Origin of the sequence: Paenibacillus amylolyticus, from assembly GCF_047302515.1 — a bacterium.
GTDB lineage: Bacteria > Bacillota > Bacilli > Paenibacillales > Paenibacillaceae > Paenibacillus > Paenibacillus amylolyticus_G.
The window spans coordinates 3857584-3874183 of sequence record NZ_CP168019.1 but is presented as its reverse complement, the minus strand read 5'-3'; the positions used below and the strand labels follow the sequence as shown (position 1 = coordinate 3874183).

At 45.7% G+C, this 16600-nt stretch carries 16 protein-coding genes; 13 read left to right on the top strand and 3 right to left on the bottom strand.

What is annotated here, in order from left to right; genetic code table 11:
- Window positions 1–14 precede the first annotated feature (14 nt).
- Window positions 15–1232, bottom strand: a complete 1218-nt coding sequence (gene mtnK, locus ACDJ59_RS16610; protein ID WP_413404257.1) for an S-methyl-5-thioribose kinase — start codon at window positions 1230–1232, stop codon at window positions 15–17.
- A 296-nt stretch (window positions 1233–1528) separates the two neighbouring features.
- Between mtnK and ACDJ59_RS16605 the strand changes: the two genes are divergently transcribed.
- The 10 genes from ACDJ59_RS16605 to ACDJ59_RS16560 all read left to right on the top strand — a co-directional run bounded on the left by ACDJ59_RS16605 (window position 1529) and on the right by ACDJ59_RS16560 (window position 10443).
- On the top strand, window positions 1529–1990 hold the full coding sequence (locus ACDJ59_RS16605; protein WP_017689542.1) for a Dps family protein: 462 nt from the start codon (window positions 1529–1531) through the stop codon (window positions 1988–1990).
- A 125-nt stretch (window positions 1991–2115) separates the two neighbouring features.
- The gene (locus tag ACDJ59_RS16600; protein WP_413404254.1) at window positions 2116–2691 is read left to right on the top strand and encodes a DUF1802 family protein; all 576 of its coding nucleotides are present in this window, start codon (window positions 2116–2118) and stop codon (window positions 2689–2691) included.
- A gap of 378 nt (window positions 2692–3069) precedes the next feature.
- Window positions 3070–3852, top strand: coding sequence for a Fe-S cluster assembly ATPase SufC (gene sufC, locus ACDJ59_RS16595; protein WP_017689540.1), 783 nt, complete (start codon window positions 3070–3072; stop codon window positions 3850–3852).
- A 25-nt stretch (window positions 3853–3877) separates the two neighbouring features.
- Complete coding sequence (gene sufD, locus ACDJ59_RS16590) at window positions 3878–5182, top strand: Fe-S cluster assembly protein SufD (RefSeq protein ID WP_237176150.1); 1305 nt, start codon at window positions 3878–3880, stop codon at window positions 5180–5182.
- Entirely contained in the window at window positions 5179–6399 is a 1221-nt protein-coding gene (locus tag ACDJ59_RS16585) for a cysteine desulfurase (protein ID WP_017689538.1), read from the top strand. The genes sufD and ACDJ59_RS16585 overlap by 4 nt, the downstream gene beginning before the upstream one ends.
- Window positions 6389–6820, top strand: coding sequence for a Fe-S cluster assembly sulfur transfer protein SufU (gene sufU / locus ACDJ59_RS16580; RefSeq protein WP_017689537.1), 432 nt, complete (start codon window positions 6389–6391; stop codon window positions 6818–6820). The genes ACDJ59_RS16585 and sufU overlap by 11 nt, the downstream gene beginning before the upstream one ends.
- A gap of 20 nt (window positions 6821–6840) precedes the next feature.
- Window positions 6841–8238 carry a Fe-S cluster assembly protein SufB gene (sufB, locus tag ACDJ59_RS16575; RefSeq protein ID WP_036669904.1) on the top strand — a complete coding sequence of 466 codons (1398 nt, stop codon included), beginning with the start codon at window positions 6841–6843 and terminating at the stop codon, window positions 8236–8238.
- Window positions 8239–8531: 293 nt separating this feature from the next.
- On the top strand, window positions 8532–9224 hold the full coding sequence (locus tag ACDJ59_RS16570; protein ID WP_413404250.1) for a jacalin-like lectin: 693 nt from the start codon (window positions 8532–8534) through the stop codon (window positions 9222–9224).
- A gap of 208 nt (window positions 9225–9432) precedes the next feature.
- The gene (locus ACDJ59_RS16565; RefSeq protein ID WP_413404248.1) at window positions 9433–10152 is read left to right on the top strand and encodes a M23 family metallopeptidase; all 720 of its coding nucleotides are present in this window, start codon (window positions 9433–9435) and stop codon (window positions 10150–10152) included.
- A 150-nt stretch (window positions 10153–10302) separates the two neighbouring features.
- Window positions 10303–10443 (top strand): hypothetical protein, encoded by a 141-nt coding sequence (locus tag ACDJ59_RS16560; RefSeq protein ID WP_017689533.1) that lies wholly within the window; start codon window positions 10303–10305, stop codon window positions 10441–10443.
- 132 nt (window positions 10444–10575) lie between these two features.
- On the opposite strand, the gene ACDJ59_RS16555 is transcribed toward ACDJ59_RS16560, so the two are convergent.
- Window positions 10576–11625, bottom strand: coding sequence for an HD-GYP domain-containing protein (locus tag ACDJ59_RS16555; protein ID WP_413404246.1), 1050 nt, complete (start codon window positions 11623–11625; stop codon window positions 10576–10578).
- Between the two features lie 124 nt (window positions 11626–11749).
- Window positions 11750–12496, bottom strand: a complete 747-nt coding sequence (locus ACDJ59_RS16550; RefSeq protein ID WP_413404244.1) for a molybdenum cofactor biosynthesis protein — start codon at window positions 12494–12496, stop codon at window positions 11750–11752.
- Window positions 12497–12616: 120 nt separating this feature from the next.
- On the opposite strand from ACDJ59_RS16550, the gene ACDJ59_RS16545 reads away from it, so the two are divergent.
- From ACDJ59_RS16545 to yfkAB, 3 genes are all read left to right on the top strand, one after another.
- On the top strand, window positions 12617–14047 hold the full coding sequence (locus ACDJ59_RS16545) for a bifunctional metallophosphatase/5'-nucleotidase (RefSeq protein ID WP_413404242.1): 1431 nt from the start codon (window positions 12617–12619) through the stop codon (window positions 14045–14047).
- A gap of 73 nt (window positions 14048–14120) precedes the next feature.
- Window positions 14121–15242, top strand: coding sequence for an HD-GYP domain-containing protein (locus ACDJ59_RS16540; protein ID WP_413404240.1), 1122 nt, complete (start codon window positions 14121–14123; stop codon window positions 15240–15242).
- A 220-nt stretch (window positions 15243–15462) separates the two neighbouring features.
- Complete coding sequence (gene yfkAB, locus ACDJ59_RS16535) at window positions 15463–16599, top strand: radical SAM/CxCxxxxC motif protein YfkAB (RefSeq protein WP_413404239.1); 1137 nt, start codon at window positions 15463–15465, stop codon at window positions 16597–16599.
- The last annotated feature ends 1 nt before the right edge of the window (window position 16600 follow it).

Below are 16600 nucleotides of genomic sequence, written 5' to 3'. Positions count from 1 at the left end.
CTCCGTTCCTTATGTTAAACCTTAGTAGTAGTAACAGCTGTGGATACAATATCCAGTATTTCGCCGATGGTATTCAAGCGACGATTGTTCTTGATCAATGCTTTACCAATGGACAACGCTTTACGCTGAGCATGTTCACGTTCAGTTGCATTTGGAATGGTATCTATATCCGCCACGTGAGCGAGTCCCACGATACGACGAACCATTTTGGCACCTGCGAAGCCAATGGAATCTCTGAACAATTGTTGCACATACAGATCCTGATAGCCTGGCGTTTTTGCCATCGGATCAACGAGGTCGTTAACCCAGAGTGCGCGGAAACGAGATTCGAATTCAGTCCATACATCACGAACCATGTTCAGCAAAAGCGTCTTACGCTCACGCAAAGCAGTCTCATCCTGAATCCATCCTGGCAGGGATGCGTAATTCAAGAGCAGGTTCGCAAGGACTGCACCAACATCGAATCCCATGGGGCCGTAATATGCAAATTCGGGATCGATGACTTTGGTCGATTCAGGTGTAACAAAAATACTGCCTGTATGCAGATCTCCATGAAGCAATGCCTGCCCATGAGTCAAGAATTTTTCCCGCAGCAAGGCCACTTCAAGGTGAAGCTCTCCATCTGTGCGAAGGGATTCAGCCTCGTCTTCAATGGAAACATCATAATTATTTTTCTCAGCGATCCGGTAGGGTTCATCAAAGATCAGATCCTCCGTTATTTTGCATTGGTCCGGATTAATGAATCTGCCCTGTTGTTCCTTCTTCAATTGCTGATCCATGCCCAAGTCGGATGTGAAGAACAGCGTTCTTGCCATGAATTCCCCGATATGCTGTGCAAAAAGAGGATAGGAAACACCTTCGATCAGGCCTTTACGCATGATCACATGATCACTTAGATCTTCCATAACCGTTAACGCGAGGTCATCATCGTAATGATACACTTCGGGTACCATCCCTGGACATAGACGATACTCTTCCTGAAGAATCTCACGTTCAATGCGGGCACGTACCAGAGAGAGTGGCCATGATTCTCCAACCACTTTCGCATAAGGAAGCGCCTGTTTGATAATGATACTTTTATCGGAGTTCTGATCCGTGATGTGGAATACCAAATTCAGATTGCCGTCGCCGATCTCGTGGCAATCCAGATTTGCATCTGCCGCAAATGGACCCGGTAATGTTTTGGCCAGTTCAATTGCATCCTGGGGGGTAAACGGGCGATATTGGGACAAAGGTGCCACCTCCATATATATGAAGAAACAGGAAAACCCACTTCTTTGCTTGGTATATGTCAGTATATCGGAAATAACGCGGTTTTTGAACTTTTTTTTGAGACAAGTCAAGTCGATCCTGATTCGAACTTCCGGTTCAAGGGTAAAAACAAATAGGCCGGACGGTTGAGAGAAACGCCGTTAACAAGCCTCTCCACTACATGTGGTGACACATTATTAACTCTCTGTTATGCATTGCGGGACAACCTGCTTATCATGGCATGACAGACTAATTTTAAATAAAGGATGGGATTAATATGGCTACAAAAAACAAAACAGATCAAGCAAAATCGGTGGAACAAGTACTTAATCGTCAGGTAGCTAACCTGAACGTATTGTATGTTAAAATCCATAACTATCACTGGTACGTTAAAGGACCTAACTTCTTCACGTTGCATGTGAAATTCGAAGAGTTCTACAACGAAGTTACAGTACAAATGGATGAAATCGCAGAGCGTATCCTTACGCTGAAAGGTAGCCCGGCGGCTACAATGAAAGAGTATTTGGAGCTTTCCTCTATCCAGGAAGCAGCAGGCGGGGAAGACGCAAAAACAATGGTGCAAAACCTGATCGAGGACTTCGCTACACTTTCGAATGAATATCAGGAAGGTATCGAAGTTGCAGATGCAGCTGAAGATCAACCAACATCCGATATGCTGACAGGCTTCAAGGCTGACTTGGAGAAACACATGTGGATGCTTCGCTCTTTCCTGGGTTAATATAGCCAAGATTTTGCTTAATACAAGTTGGTCTCTTACGTAAGCTTTCTGAGCCCGGATCATGTTGTCAGAAACGCCCTGAGCGTCTATACTGCTGACAAGAACGATAGGGGAGGGGACCGTTTATGTTAGAACCAAAGATACCGGCTTTAAAAGAATGGGCTTCTGCAATCAAAGCACTGGAAACGGGTCGCCAGATTATGGTGATGCGCAAAGGCGGGATTGTAGAGGAAACCCGACATTTTGAGCTGAAAAGTCCGGCGTTTTACCTGTATCCGACTTATGAACATCAGCGTAAAGAACTGATTAAGTCCTCGGATCAATCCTATGTTGAAGAATCACTGGCCGAATGGGTGCCCGAAGCTTCGACAATCCGTATTACTGCATATGCCGAAGTAACGCAGGATCTGGAGATACGAGATCAGGAGATGCTGGATCGACTTCTTGACTTTCATATGTGGACAGCGGATTTTGCCGAAGATCGTTTGAAATGGAAACGGAAAGATCCGCTCCATGTATTGATTTTACGTGTGTACCTTTTGAAAGAACCGATGGAAATCCCCGTACTGCCTGAATATAACGGTTGCCGTTCATGGATTTCTATTCCGAATGGTCCGGTACCGCGCGAAATGACGCCGGTGGTGGACGTTGTGGATTTTGACGAACAGGTACAGAAGATTAACGAGATGCTCAAATTGTAAATGGTAACGTTATTAACGGAGGGACTTGTCCATAATATGGATGAGTCCTTTTTTTAGATTAGTGTATAGCAGATGACATAAAAGCTTGAATTGCTGTGATTTTTCTCACTGTGCATTTGTGCTTAAGATGTTTTCTGATTTGATTCAATTTGTCTTTTACTATAGAATCAGAAAGAATAAGGTTTCATGCAAGGGACAAAGGTTCTTAGGAAATGACTTGATTATCATTGAGAATCAGTTTAGAATTATTCTAAAGTGCTCTTGCTTTGAAGATTCGAGTACAGGAGAAATTCAGGGGAAGCCCTGTTCAGATATAATAGGCGCTTTTTCGTTTTCGACAGTAAACATCAATTTAATCAATGGAGGGAAACAATACACATGGCTACGAATTTCGTCATTGAAGGTCTGAAAGCGACGATCGAAGGTAAGGAAATCCTGAAAGGCATCAACCTGGAAATGAAAGGTGGAGAAATCCACGCAATCATGGGACCAAACGGAACAGGTAAATCCACTCTGGCTTCTGCCTTGATGGGTCACCCTAAATATGAAGTAACAGACGGTACAATTACACTTGATGGTGAAGATGTATTGGATATGGCTGTAGATGAGCGCGCACGTGCAGGTCTCTTCCTGGCTATGCAATACCCAAGTGAAATTGCAGGTGTTACAAACTCCGACTTCTTGCGTAGTGCAATTAACGCACGTCGTGGCGAAGGTAACGAGATCTCCCTGATCAAGTTCATTCGTCAAATGGAAGGTAAAATGAAAGAACTCGACATGAACCCTGAGTTCGCTCACCGTTACCTGAATGAAGGTTTCTCCGGTGGTGAGAAAAAACGTAACGAGATTCTGCAAATGATGCTGCTTGATCCGAAAATCGTAGTACTTGATGAAATTGACTCCGGTCTGGACATCGATGCTTTGAAAATCGTGGCTGACGGTGTGAACGCTATGAAGAGCGAAGATCGTGGCTTCCTGATCATCACTCACTACCAACGTCTGTTGAACTACATTACGCCTGACTATGTTCACGTAATGATGCAAGGTCGTATCGTGAAATCCGGCGGACCTGAATTGGCTCACCGTCTGGAAGCGGAAGGGTATGACTGGGTAAAGGCAGAGCTGGGAATTACAGACGAAACTGTAGGCCAAGAAGCGTAAAGACAAAACGGAGGAGGATTAATTAATGACTACACAAACAATTCTTCCGGTTGAATCTGAAGCGCTTCGCGCCTTGTCGGAAAGCAACAATGAACCCGGCTGGTTGACCGAACAGCGGCTTGAAGCTTTAAAGCTTGCGAGCGGGCTTGCGCTTCCTAAACTGGAAAAACAAAAAATCGAACGCTGGAATGTCAGCGAGTACGGAACATATAAAACAAGTGAAGCTATTTCTTCTTTGACAGAAGTACCTGCTTCTATCAAAGATCTGGTTCAGGATCAAGCTGAAGGCAGTCTGGTTATCCAGCGCAATTCCGGTACGGTATACTCCAAGGTGTCTGCTGATCTGGCAGCAAAAGGAGTTATCTTCACGGATCTGGCTACAGCGGTTCGCGAACATGGCGATCTGGTAAAACAATATCTGAACACAGCAGTGAAAGCGGATGAGCATTCCCTCGCTGCATTGCATGCGGCACTTTGGAATGGCGGGGTCTTCCTGTATGTTCCGAAAAATGTCGAAATCGAAGTACCGCTGCAAGCAGTGTTGCTTACGGACGACGCATCTGCAACGTTTGCACCTCACGTGCTTGTAGTTGTAGAAGCAAACAGCTCCGTAACTTATGTTGATAACTATGTATCTGGCGAATTGTCCGCACCTGTTTTCCATAATGGTGTTGTGGAAGTATTCGCAAAATCCGGTGCTAAAGTACGTTTCGCATCGGTTCATCAACTGAGTGTGAATGTAACTGATGTTTCATTCCGTCGTGCAGTGTTGGAGAATGATGCTTCCATCGAGTGGATTGTAGGCGAAATGAACAATGGCGACACAGCGAGCAACACGATGACCGTGCTGAAAGGCAATGGATCAAGTTCTGATTCCAAAGTCATCGCTGTAGGTTCCGGTTCGCAAAAAATCAACTACACCACAGAAGCTCGTCACTTCGGCAAGAATACACCAAGCCAGATGATTACACGTGCAGTTATGCGTGAAGAAGCTTCTGCAATCATCAACGGGATCACGAAGATTGAGAAAGGCGCTACCAAAGCTGATGGACAGCAGACAGAGAAAGTATTGATGCTGAGCCCTAAAGCACGTGGAGACGCCAACCCAATCCTTCTTATTGACGAGGATGATGTAACAGCAGGTCACGCGGCTTCTGTTGGTCAAGTCAATGCCGAGCAGATTCATTACTTGATGTCGCGCGGAATTAACCGTACGGATGCCGAACGCCTGATCATCTATGGCTTCCTGGCTCCGGTGGTGGCGGATATTCCTCTGGAAGCACTGCGCACCCAATTGCAGTCCCTGATTGAGAAGAAGCTGGGACAATGAACCCGTCCATTCGCGAGCAGTTCCCGATCCTCCACCAGGAAATTAACGGACACCCGCTCGTATATTTAGATAGTGCTGCAACTTCACAGAAGCCTCATGCTGTGATTGAAGCAGTCAAACATTATTATGAGTATGAGAACTCCAACGTACACCGCGGTGTTCATACCCTTGGAAGCCGTGCAACGGACGCTTACGAAGGCGCACGTGAGAAGGTAGCCAAGTTTATCAATGCCCGCCGTACACAGGAGATTATCTTTACTCGCGGTACAACGACAGCCCTCAATCTGGTGGCTTCATCGTACGCCCGCGCCAATTGCAAAGAAGGCGATGAAATTGTTATCACGCAAATGGAGCACCATAGTAATCTGATTCCTTGGCAGCAGGTTGCCAAGGAGACAGGTGCAACATTGAAATACATTCCACTTCAGCCTGACGGTCATATTGAATTGGCAGATGTTGAGAAGACGATTACGAACAATACTAAAATTGTAGCAATCGCTTATGTATCCAATGTTATGGGTCTGATCCATCCAGTGAAACAAATTGCTGAAATTGCACACCGCAATGGTGCTGTCATCGTTGTTGATGGCGCACAAAGCACACCTCACATGAAGGTGGACGTTCAGGATCTTGACTGTGATTTCTATGCATTATCCGGTCATAAAATGTGCGGACCAACCGGAATCGGTGCACTCTACGGCAAAAAGGCGCTGCTGGAGTCCATGGAACCCATTGAGTTCGGTGGTGAAATGATTGATGATGTGGGTCTGTACGAATCCAACTGGAAAGAGCTTCCCTGGAAGTTCGAAGGCGGAACCCCGATTATCGCAGGTGCGGTAGGGTTGGGGGCTGCCATTGATTTTCTGGAGCAGATTGGTATGGACGAGATCGCACATCATGAGAGTGTGCTGGCAGCTTATGCAACAGAACGACTGGCCGAGATCGATGGGTTAACCATCTATGGCCCAGCCAAGCGGCATGTGGGTGTTGTTACCTTTAACCTGGGTGATGTTCATCCGCATGATGTGGCAACCGTGCTGGATGCGAGTGGCGTAGCCATTCGTGCCGGACACCATTGCTGTCAACCGCTAATGCGCTGGCTTGAAGTTAGCTCAACAGCTCGTGCCAGCTTCTATCTATACAATAACGAACAAGATGTAGATCGGCTTGTCAGCGCCTTAATCCAGACAAAGGAGTATTTTGGCGATGCAACTTGATGATCTGTACAGACGTGTTATAATGGACCACTACAAAAACCCGCGTAACCGCGGAACATTTGATAATGACGCTGTCACGGTGAATTTGAACAATCCAACGTGCGGCGACCGGATTTCACTGCAAATTTTGCTGAAAGACGGAATCGTCCAGGAAGCCAAATATACGGGTGAAGGCTGCTCCATCAGCATGTCCTCTGCATCGATGATGACAGAGGCCGTCAAAGGCAAAACGATGGAACAGGCACTCGATATCGCTAACCGTTTTTCCTCACTGATGAAAGGTGAAGAAGTCGATTTCGACGATTATGAAGATCTCGAAGCCCTATCCGGTGTGAACAAGTTCCCTGCACGCATCAAATGTGCCACTCTGGCCTGGAATGCATTACGTAAAGGGATTGACGAAGAGAACAAAGTACAATAACGATAGGGAGGTAGAGCAAGATGGCTAAAAAAGCACCAGAAATGGAAGAGTATAAATATGGTTTTCGCGACGAGCACAAATCCATCTTTCAAACCGGTAAAGGTCTGACTGCAGAAGTGGTTACCGAAATCTCCAAGATTAAAAACGAACCGGAATGGATGTTGGAATTCCGTTTGAAATCCCTGAAACAATTCGAAAAGATGCCAATGCCGAAATGGGGCGGAGATCTCGACGGATTGGATTTCAATGAAATTCAGTATTATGTGCGTGCTTCTGAAAAACAAGGGAAAACATGGGAAGAGGTTCCATCTGAAATCAAGGAAACCTTTGACAAATTGGGTATTCCTGAAGCAGAGCAAAAGTTCCTTGCAGGTGTATCAGCTCAGTATGAGTCCGAGGTTGTATACCACAACATGCAAAAGGAATTGGAAGACCAAGGTGTAATCTTCATGGATACGGATACGGCTCTCAGAGAGCATCCGGAAATCCTGCGTGAATATTTTGCAACGGTTATTCCGCCAGCAGATAACAAATTTGCTGCATTGAATAGTGCGGTATGGTCCGGAGGAAGCTTCATCTACGTGCCTAAGGGCGTGAAATGTGAAGTGCCTCTGCAAGCCTACTTCCGGATTAACTCCGAGAATATGGGACAATTCGAGCGTACACTTATCATTGCGGACGAAGACAGCTTCGTTCACTATGTAGAGGGCTGTACAGCTCCAATTTACAGCACGAACTCACTGCATAGTGCGGTCGTTGAGATCATCTGTAAGAAAAATGCTCGTGTTCGTTACACAACGATCCAAAACTGGGCACCAAACATCTACAACCTCGTTACGAAACGTGCGGTTGCTGAAGAAAATGCAACGATGGAATGGGTCGATGGTAACATCGGTTCCAAACTGACGATGAAATATCCAGCGGTTGTACTGAAAGGCCGTGGAGCTAAAGGTTCCGTACTCTCCATCGCTGTAGCTGGTAAAAACCAGCATCAGGATGCAGGTGCGAAAATGATCCACTTGGCTCCGGATACAACATCTACGATTGTATCCAAGTCCATCAGTAAACATGGTGGTAAAGTAACGTACCGTGGTTTGGCTTCCTTTGGACGTCAAGCTGAAGGCGCGAAATCCAACATCAAGTGTGATACACTCATTCTCGATAATGAGTCCACATCGGATACAATTCCTTACAATGAAATCATGAATGATAACATCATGCTGGAGCATGAAGCTACGGTATCCAAAGTGTCTGAGGATCAGCTCTTCTACCTGATGAGCCGTGGTCTGACTGATGCAGAAGCAACACAGATGATTATCATGGGCTTCATTGAGCCATTCACGAAGGAATTGCCAATGGAATACGCCGTTGAGATGAATAGATTGATCAAATTCGAAATGGAGGGCTCCATTGGTTAATCCAATGCAGCGCCTTTCGAAGCCGTAAAGCTGAAGCTAGTTGCTGATGTTAAGCGGTAGATATCGTTTTATGTGATCGAATACCCTCTAGAGCAGACTTTTTAAAAAGTCTCTCTAGGGGGTATTTTTATTCGAAAAATCTGGGGATAACAGCGATCATAAGGTTATTCTGTTATCGGAGTGGCAAGCAACTCTCCAATTACATAAAGGAGCACTCGGACGGGAACGCAGTTATTGTATTCGGGGATACCAATACACGGTACACCCGTGCTGCTGACAATATAGAGTTGCTCATGTCTGAGAATGGTTTAAGAGATCCGTGGATCGATTTGATTCGAGGTGGGAGTATTCCCGCTGATGGAGATGCCCTTATGGATGCAAGCAATATAAATGGACCCAACTATGAAATTGTCGACAAAATTTTGTATCGCGGAAGTAAAGCATTGTCCCTTAATGCACAGAGCTATCGGTTAGAAAATCAAACATTTGTTGATCCGAGTGGGAAGCAACTCTCCGATCATTATCCGATTACAGCGGAATTTGTGTACAGCACATCTTCTCAGTACCAACTAAGTTCAACAATCGGAGGATCTGGAGGAACTGGGTTTAATGATCTGAATCAGATTCCCGATGCCAGACCTAGCTCAGTGGTGCTTAACTCGGGCAACCGTGTAGACGGCATTTCAACGCTCTACAGGGATGGAACGAACCTGGCACATGGTGGTCAATCCAACATTGTCACACTGAACCTGGCAGACGGAGAGTACTTAACCGAGGCTACAATTGGTCAGGGGACACGTAATGGAGATAAACGGATCTTTTACGTGGAGTTGTCCACCAATCTTGGAAATAAAGTTGAAGGCGGACAAAAGACCTCGGATCAAATCAAACTTGAGGCACCAGCGGGGTGGTACATTGCCGGATTTTATGGAAGAGCAGGACAGGAATTGGATCAGCTAGGCGTCATATACAGACCTCTGAATTAGAAGTGAGCAGTAGTTAAAATGAAATAATAATATATACATCTCATAGAGTGTTCATATTAGCACAGCGCCGCTTGGAATATACGTTGGAGAGAGACCATAAGGTTTCCCTAAGATATTCTGAGCGGTATTTTTGTGGAATAAAATAAGACCAATAGCACAAGCCATTTCATAGATTTAAGCATTTAATGATAGAAAAGGATGTGAGTGTATGAGCGTAAACCCTTTCGAGGGCTATCGGATTACAAGTTCATTCGGCTATCGAATTCATCCTATTCATGGCGGACAGACATTTCATCGCGGAATTGATCTCGTGACAGAGCCCTGGAATGGCCCCGTCTATGCCTTTATGGAAGGTAGGGTACGTTTTGCTTCCGAAGGAGTTACAGGCTCCGGATTCGGCGGGTACGGGCTTACAGTTGCCCTTCAAGATCATCGTGGCTACTTGCATTGTTATGCTCACCTTTCGTGGATTGCCGTAACCGTTGGGCAGCGTGTGAAGCGAGGCCAGCTTATCGGTACTCAGGGAAGCACCGGTCAGAGTACCGGCCCACATGTACATTATGAGATTCGTAAAACAAGTGCACCATCTTACGGGTATACAGCCAGCGAAGATGGTGTGACGGAACCGGGTGCATATCTACAGGCCGAATACGGAACTGCATCTCAGGAACAGGAGGCTCCGCCGATGACCAATGAGCAGAAGAAAGTATTTGAAGCCATGCAGAAAACGCTGGAGATTCAAGGGGGATGGATTCAGCAACAGGAGCAACTTTCCAATATGGATTGTCCCGCATGGGCGCAGCAAGCATTTGATTATTATCGACCGTTTATTATGAATGACAAAGGCAGTTATGAATTTTGGAGATTACTTGTTATCATGTACCGCAAGGAAAAAGGCATCCAGGTTCATTCGGAGTCCGACATATAGATCTCTGCAAAGAACAGGGAATAGCAAAAGGCTAACCCACTCAGGTAGATGCAGACAGACAACCATTTATCGAATGTTGCCTGTTCGCCCGGTTCATTCCAACGGAAACGTCATATGTTAGGGTATACCTGATGAAGAGGAGGCAATCACATGAGCGAAGTAGGATATGGCTGTGGTGGCAACGTAGGCGGAGTAGGCGGCGTTGGTGGATACAATATGTTCACAAACACTGGTGCAATCTTGGTACTGTTCATTCTGTTGGTTATCATCACAAAAGCATTCTGTGTGTAATCCAACATGATTGAATCGGAATAGACAAAAGGGAAGCCGATTACGGCTTCCCTTTTGTCATATGCCAACCTATGAGTTGGTTATTTCAGTTACTATGGGGTTCTTCGTATACATACTGTGTACAATGAACAGTTACTGTACATAAATCTCAACGATTGCAATATCTCTTTCTTTCGCTAAATCGATAAAGGCCGTAGAGGTCTGAACGAGTGGTCGGAAATAATCCGCAGGATTATTCATGACAATGAGCCCCGTCTGACCCGTGGTGAGCAGAACCCTTTTACCGATAAAATTAGGCAGCATGTGCTTGATCAGTTCCTGCGTTGCTTCAGCATTTAACTGACCGAAGCTGAGGCTGTACAGCTCACACAGAACAGAGATCAGTTCCTGTTTGGTCTGGTACACCCGATTCGTCGTCATGGCGCTGTAAACGTCTGCTATAGCAGTTATACGGGCATATGGGTGGATCTCGTCTCCTCGCAGTCCATGAGGATAACCACTTCCATCCTCGCGCTCATGATGCTGAAGTGCAACCATTGCCAGAATTTCATCCTGCGTGGATTCTTTAATGATATCGTACCCATAAAATGTGTGTTTCTTCATTTCGTCAAATTCTTCCGTGGTCAATTTACCAGGTTTATGTAACATTTCAGAAGGAATCTTGGACTTGCCGATATCATGAAGATATCCTGCTTTGGCTACTGTTAGACATTCCTCGGGATTGTAACCCATCCAGCCGGCGATATAAAAAGCGAGCATTCCGACTTGCAATGAATGGTTGTACGTATAATCGCTATCCCCGTCCAGCATAAGCAACAAGGAGACAACATCTTTTTGTTTTTCCAACTGTTCTGTTAGGGTAAACAAAATCTCATCGACCTGTGTCTCATCAATAAAACCCTTCTCCATCGCTTGTTGAAATAGAGATTCAGTACCTTTGATCGTATCGTTAAACAAGTTAGTTAACAGACGGGTTTGATCGGAAGGTAAGGTTTGTGCATCAGAGTGTAGGTCGGATGTTGTGTGTTCTACATCTGCGTACTCGATTCCATGTTGCAACAGTTTGGATAGGTCATCTTCACTGAGGGTGGAACCTTTCATCAGCATGTGGAGACCCGAACTGTTGTATACATCATTTTTTAACAGGTCACCCGTTTTAAGATCAGTAACATGCACTCTCACGTATAAACCACCTTTTCTCGACTAATATCGACATATATGATTATAATAACAAGAAAAAAATGGGTTGACAACGACTTATTTACTATTAACCCACTCTGTCTAAAAAGGTGTAAAGGCTCATTATTTAGTTCTCCATGGGGTTCCATGGTCCTAATTGATCTCCCTTCCATTCAGATCCATCTTCCCAGATTTCCTTTTTCCAGATCGGAACGGTCTGTTTGAGTCTCTCTATGGCATAACGGCTTGCATCATAACAGTCGTTGCGATGAGGCGAGGAAACAGCAATGACTACACTAATCTCTGCCACATCCACTTTGCCAATTCGGTGACTTATTGCACATAACACACCAGGCCAGCGATCGGAGATTTCCACACCAATGGCCGCCATCTGAGAAAGAGCCATCGGCACATAGGCCTCGTATTCAAGATGAACGGTGCGCTGTTCACCGGTCATTTCACGAGTCGTACCTACAAAAGTAAGAGCTGCCCCGTGATTCGGGGTAATCACTAGCGCCGTTGTTGCTTCCACGGACAAAGTGGACTCTGTGATCAGAAATAAGCCATCTTCAGTCCGATGCTCTCGAACGGAAGAACGAAGTTTTTCATCGGATATATCCGTACCATCGCCTCCAGAGACGGGAGGGATCAACGCAAGTTCATCTTCTGAGCTAAGTATAGTATCGGCAGGAGCGTACTGCTGGTTAACTGCCAAAAAGGATGTCCTTATCTGAGAAGCTGCCTCTGGGTAGGCCAGACTCAGTTTTTCTTTTAAATCGGCAGCGGTTGGAATGTCTCCAATGTACTCAAATTCCAGAAGGGATGTATTTAAACGTTCTGCAATGCCTGCAAATAGTTGAATTGTCAATTTCATGGATATGACTCACCTCTTTTTGATCTCTAAACCCTATAAATATATCATAACGACGCGGAAAATGTTATGCTTATCCATTAGAAGAATGAACGTTTATTGAAGAGCAGGGGAGGCGGTGTGATGAGCACCAGGGAGAAGCAAACGTTAACGATTCTGCACACCAACGACATTCATAGCCACTTCGGCTCCATGAGCACCATCGCCGCTATGATCAATGAGGAACGTGACCAAGGTGGCAACTTCCTTGTATTGGATATCGGCGATCATATGGACCGGATGGCCGTTGAAACAGAGGGAACACTGGGTACGGCTAATGTTGATGTTATTAACCTGACGGGCTACGATGCCATTACAATCGGTAACAACGAAGGACTAACCTTTACGCCAGATCAGCTCTCGCAGTCCTACGCTGGACTTCTGTGTCCTGTGGTATGCAGCAATGTTGTGGAGCAAGATACTGGACTTGCGCCAGTGTGGATGAAACCTTCTCTGATTGTGGAGAAAGGTCCATTTCGCGTTGGTCTGCTGGGGGCAACGGCCCCTTTTACCACGTTTTACGAATTGCTCGGGTGGGATGTTCTGGACCCTGTGGAGTCATTAAGAGTTCAAGTGGAAGCATTACGTGATGAAGTAGATGTGGTGGTTATTCTTTCACATCTGGGGCTTTCGACAGATCGTAGACTGGCGGAGCAGATTACTGGAATCGATGTTATTCTCGGTGGACATACCCATCATGTTCTAGAAGAACCCTTAGTCATTGGTCAGACCGTGCTGGGTGCAGCTGGGAAATTTGGCCAATGGCTTGGGAAAGTGGTTCTGGAACGAACAAGTGTGGGAGAACCTCTCCAACTGGTAAGTAGCGGTTGTATGGCTGCCAAGAGTATATTACTGGATGATCAGGTCTCGCTGGCAATTGCTACGAATCGTACGGAGGCCGAAAGGACACTCAATCAGACGGCAGTGATAACGGATCGGGTGCTGCCCATCACGTATGACCGGGAATCCCCGTTTGCAACCTTGCTTGCACAAGCTGTTCGTCATTTCACGGGGGCACAGCTGTCTCTGGTGAATGCAGGTCAGCTTCTCGGAGAGCTTCCACAAGGTAATATTACAAAAGGAATGTTGCATTCCCTATGTCCATCTCCTATAAATGCTTGTACAATATGCTTGAGTGGAAGTCATATTCGTGAAGCACTTGAGCAGTCCTTGTTGGACGAGTTTTCAGGTAAGCCCATTGTGGGATTTGGTTTTCGTGGTCATATTCTAGGCACGTTATGTATGGACGGAATGGAAGTTCAATACAATCCAGATGCGCCAGCCTATCAGAAGATCCAGACCATATCCATCAATGGAGAGCCTATGGACGAACAATGTGAGTATATCGTTGGAACACTGGACATGTTTACGTTCAATGTGGGGTATCCTCCTCTTGCTCATGGAACCCGTACGCTCTATCATCTTCCGGAATTCATACGCGATTTGCTGGAAACTGAAATAAAACGACCAGGGGCTCTGGACGACAGCCTGCGAGCCCGCTGGAATCAAAGCTAAATTTAAAGTACTTGCCTTCTGCTGAAGCGGCGGCTAGTGGTAATTACATCTACGGAGCGGGAGAGGATAGGCTGTGCGTTTAGTACATATAAACTTATTGCAGCCTGGCATGAAGCTGGGGAAACGTATTTATAGTGAAGAAGGCCTTGTATTACTTAGTGAGGATGTAGAGCTAACCAGTCGATTGATTGGACGCCTTAAGGATCTCGGGGTCGGTTATGTGTATATTAAAGATGCTGCGACAGAGGACATCATCGTTCCTGAAATGTTGCAGGAAGAGACCAGGAGGAAGGCACTGGTCGAAATCAAACAGCAATTTCAGAGTATGTCAGGACTGAAAACCAAAAATCGGATTCCTCATTTCGGTAAAGCGCTTAGTGGTGTGATGAATGCGATTCTGGAAGACATCGGCAGTCAGAAGGAAGCCATGATTATGCTGATGGACATGAACTCCAGCGATTTTGACCTGTATAACCATTCTCTGAATGTATGTGTGTACACGCTGGTTCTTGGTGTCGCTTCGGGTTACACACGCCAGCAATTAATGGAGATTGGTCTGGGCGCTTTGTTGCATGATATCGGCAAAACACAGATTGCATCAGAAATTCTGCATAAGCCTTCCAGATTAAGTGACGAGGAATTTAAAATCATTCAGCAGCACACTACATATGGACACCGTATTCTCAAAGATGAACCAGGTATACCGCTTCTATCCGCGCATTGTGCATTGCAGCACCATGAACGAATTGATGGCAGTGGATATCCCTTTGGTTTGAAAGACAAGGAAATTCATGAATATGCCAAATGGATTGCGCTTGCCGATTCGTATGATGCCATGACAACGAATCGGGTGTACAAGCAAGCCTTACTGCCGCATCAGGCAGTAGAGGTGTTGTATACAGGTTCAGGAACCCTCTATGAACAACGGATGCTGGAGAAGTTCAGGGATTGTGTTGCGATATACCCAGTAGGTATTTCAGTCAAGCTCAGTACGGGAGAGGTTGGGGTAGTTGCATCAATTCATTCACGTGTTCCTCAACGTCCACTTATCCGTGTTATTAAAGATGCCGACGGCCAGACCTTATCTTCGCCCTACGAAATTAACCTGTCTACAGCACTGTCTGTGATGATCACAGGTGTAGAGGGCGTGGAGGATATACCTTCAGCGGCTCAAAGTGAACAGGTGGAAAGCTGAACTACTTGAAAGATGATTAGCGCTCATGTCGTAATATCCGGGCCGTTTCGTAATTGGCCCAGAGTTGCCTGAGCGTTTTTTTGTCATGTAATGGACAGGGTCTACGTATGCCGGAGCATTCAAAATTGTGCTATGATAAAAGATAACTCCAAAAAGAGAAACATAAGGTATGATGTAAATTAAACTTTTTAGGTTAATAAAAGGAATAAGGTGAAGAACAATGACCATGCTAAACTCAGGATCGGTACAACCGATGCCTTTATCGCCAATGAATGATCCGTGGGATCCGATCGGCTCTCTGCGTACATATGGACGCCATGTGCTGACCAGTGTAGAAATGACTGTGACACATCTGTGCAACATGCGGTGTGAGCACTGTGCCGTAGGAGATATGCTTACGATGCGTGAAGCGCCGGCTCTTCCGCTCCCTCTGATGCTGAAACGATTGGATGAAGTGGAGCATCTGCAGACGATTAGTCTGACGGGTGGCGAGCCAAGCTTTAGCCGGAAAACAGTGGATGAGATGATCATCCCGCTGCTCAAATATGCCAAGGAACGTGGGATTCGATCCCAGATCAATTCGAATTTAACGCTGGATATCAGCCGGTATGAGCAACTTTTACCTTACCTGGACGTTATGCATATCTCATTCAACTATCTGAATGCAGATGATTTCCATCAAGTTGGATTTGCAAATAGTAGCAGACCTGTGAAACGTGAAGTCGCGGTGAAGATGTATGAGAAAATGATTGAAAATTCCCGCAAATTAAGTGAAGCAGGCATGTTTATCTCTGCCGAGTCCATGATTAACTTCCGTACACACGACAAGCTGGATGGTATTCATCAATTGATTCGTGAGATGGGCTGTGTTCGTCACGAAGTGCATCCAATGTATAATTCGAACTTTGCTTCGTCGTTGCCCGTGTTATCACTGGACCATATGAGAGCAGCGATACATCGTTTGCTTGATGCACGTGACAAAGATATGTGGATGCTCTTTGGTACCCTGCCATTCTTTGCGTGCAGTGCAGCAGAGCAGGATCGGGAACTGATCAACCGTTTATACAGCGAACCAAATGTAACGGTACGTAACGATCCAGACGGACGCAACCGCGTTAACGTTAACATGTTCACGGGTAATGTGTATGTGACGGATTTTGCGGATATCCCGGCGTTTGGCAACATTCGTGATCGTAAACTGGATGATGTGTTCCATGAATGGTCAGCTGAACATCCGTTGAATCAAACGGTCAATTGCCATTGCGATATTGCATCCTGTTGTGGACCAAACCTGCTAGTGGCAGATATGTATTACAAGGGTGTGGACTTCAAATCGAGAAAGGCAATCACACGTTGAT

Excerpts from the sequence above, each read along its gene's own strand:
- ACDJ59_RS16560 (WP_017689533.1), top strand. The coding sequence starts at position 10,303 with ATGAGCGAAGTAGGATATGGCTGTGGTGGCAACGTAGGCGGAGTAGGC.
- ACDJ59_RS16570 (WP_413404250.1), top strand. The coding sequence starts at position 8,532 with ATGTCTGAGAATGGTTTAAGAGATCCGTGGATCGATTTGATTCGAGGT.
- sufU (WP_017689537.1), top strand. The coding sequence starts at position 6,389 with ATGCAACTTGATGATCTGTACAGACGTGTTATAATGGACCACTACAAA.
- sufD (WP_237176150.1), top strand. The coding sequence starts at position 3,878 with ATGACTACACAAACAATTCTTCCGGTTGAATCTGAAGCGCTTCGCGCC.
- sufB (WP_036669904.1), top strand. The coding sequence starts at position 6,841 with ATGGCTAAAAAAGCACCAGAAATGGAAGAGTATAAATATGGTTTTCGC.
- ACDJ59_RS16550 (WP_413404244.1), bottom strand. The coding sequence starts at position 12,496 with ATGAAATTGACAATTCAACTATTTGCAGGCATTGCAGAACGTTTAAAT.
- ACDJ59_RS16545 (WP_413404242.1), top strand. The coding sequence starts at position 12,617 with ATGAGCACCAGGGAGAAGCAAACGTTAACGATTCTGCACACCAACGAC.
- ACDJ59_RS16600 (WP_413404254.1), top strand. The coding sequence starts at position 2,116 with ATGTTAGAACCAAAGATACCGGCTTTAAAAGAATGGGCTTCTGCAATC.
- yfkAB (WP_413404239.1), top strand. The coding sequence starts at position 15,463 with ATGACCATGCTAAACTCAGGATCGGTACAACCGATGCCTTTATCGCCA.
- ACDJ59_RS16585 (WP_017689538.1), top strand. The coding sequence starts at position 5,179 with ATGAACCCGTCCATTCGCGAGCAGTTCCCGATCCTCCACCAGGAAATT.
- ACDJ59_RS16605 (WP_017689542.1), top strand. The coding sequence starts at position 1,529 with ATGGCTACAAAAAACAAAACAGATCAAGCAAAATCGGTGGAACAAGTA.
- sufC (WP_017689540.1), top strand. The coding sequence starts at position 3,070 with ATGGCTACGAATTTCGTCATTGAAGGTCTGAAAGCGACGATCGAAGGT.
- ACDJ59_RS16565 (WP_413404248.1), top strand. The coding sequence starts at position 9,433 with ATGAGCGTAAACCCTTTCGAGGGCTATCGGATTACAAGTTCATTCGGC.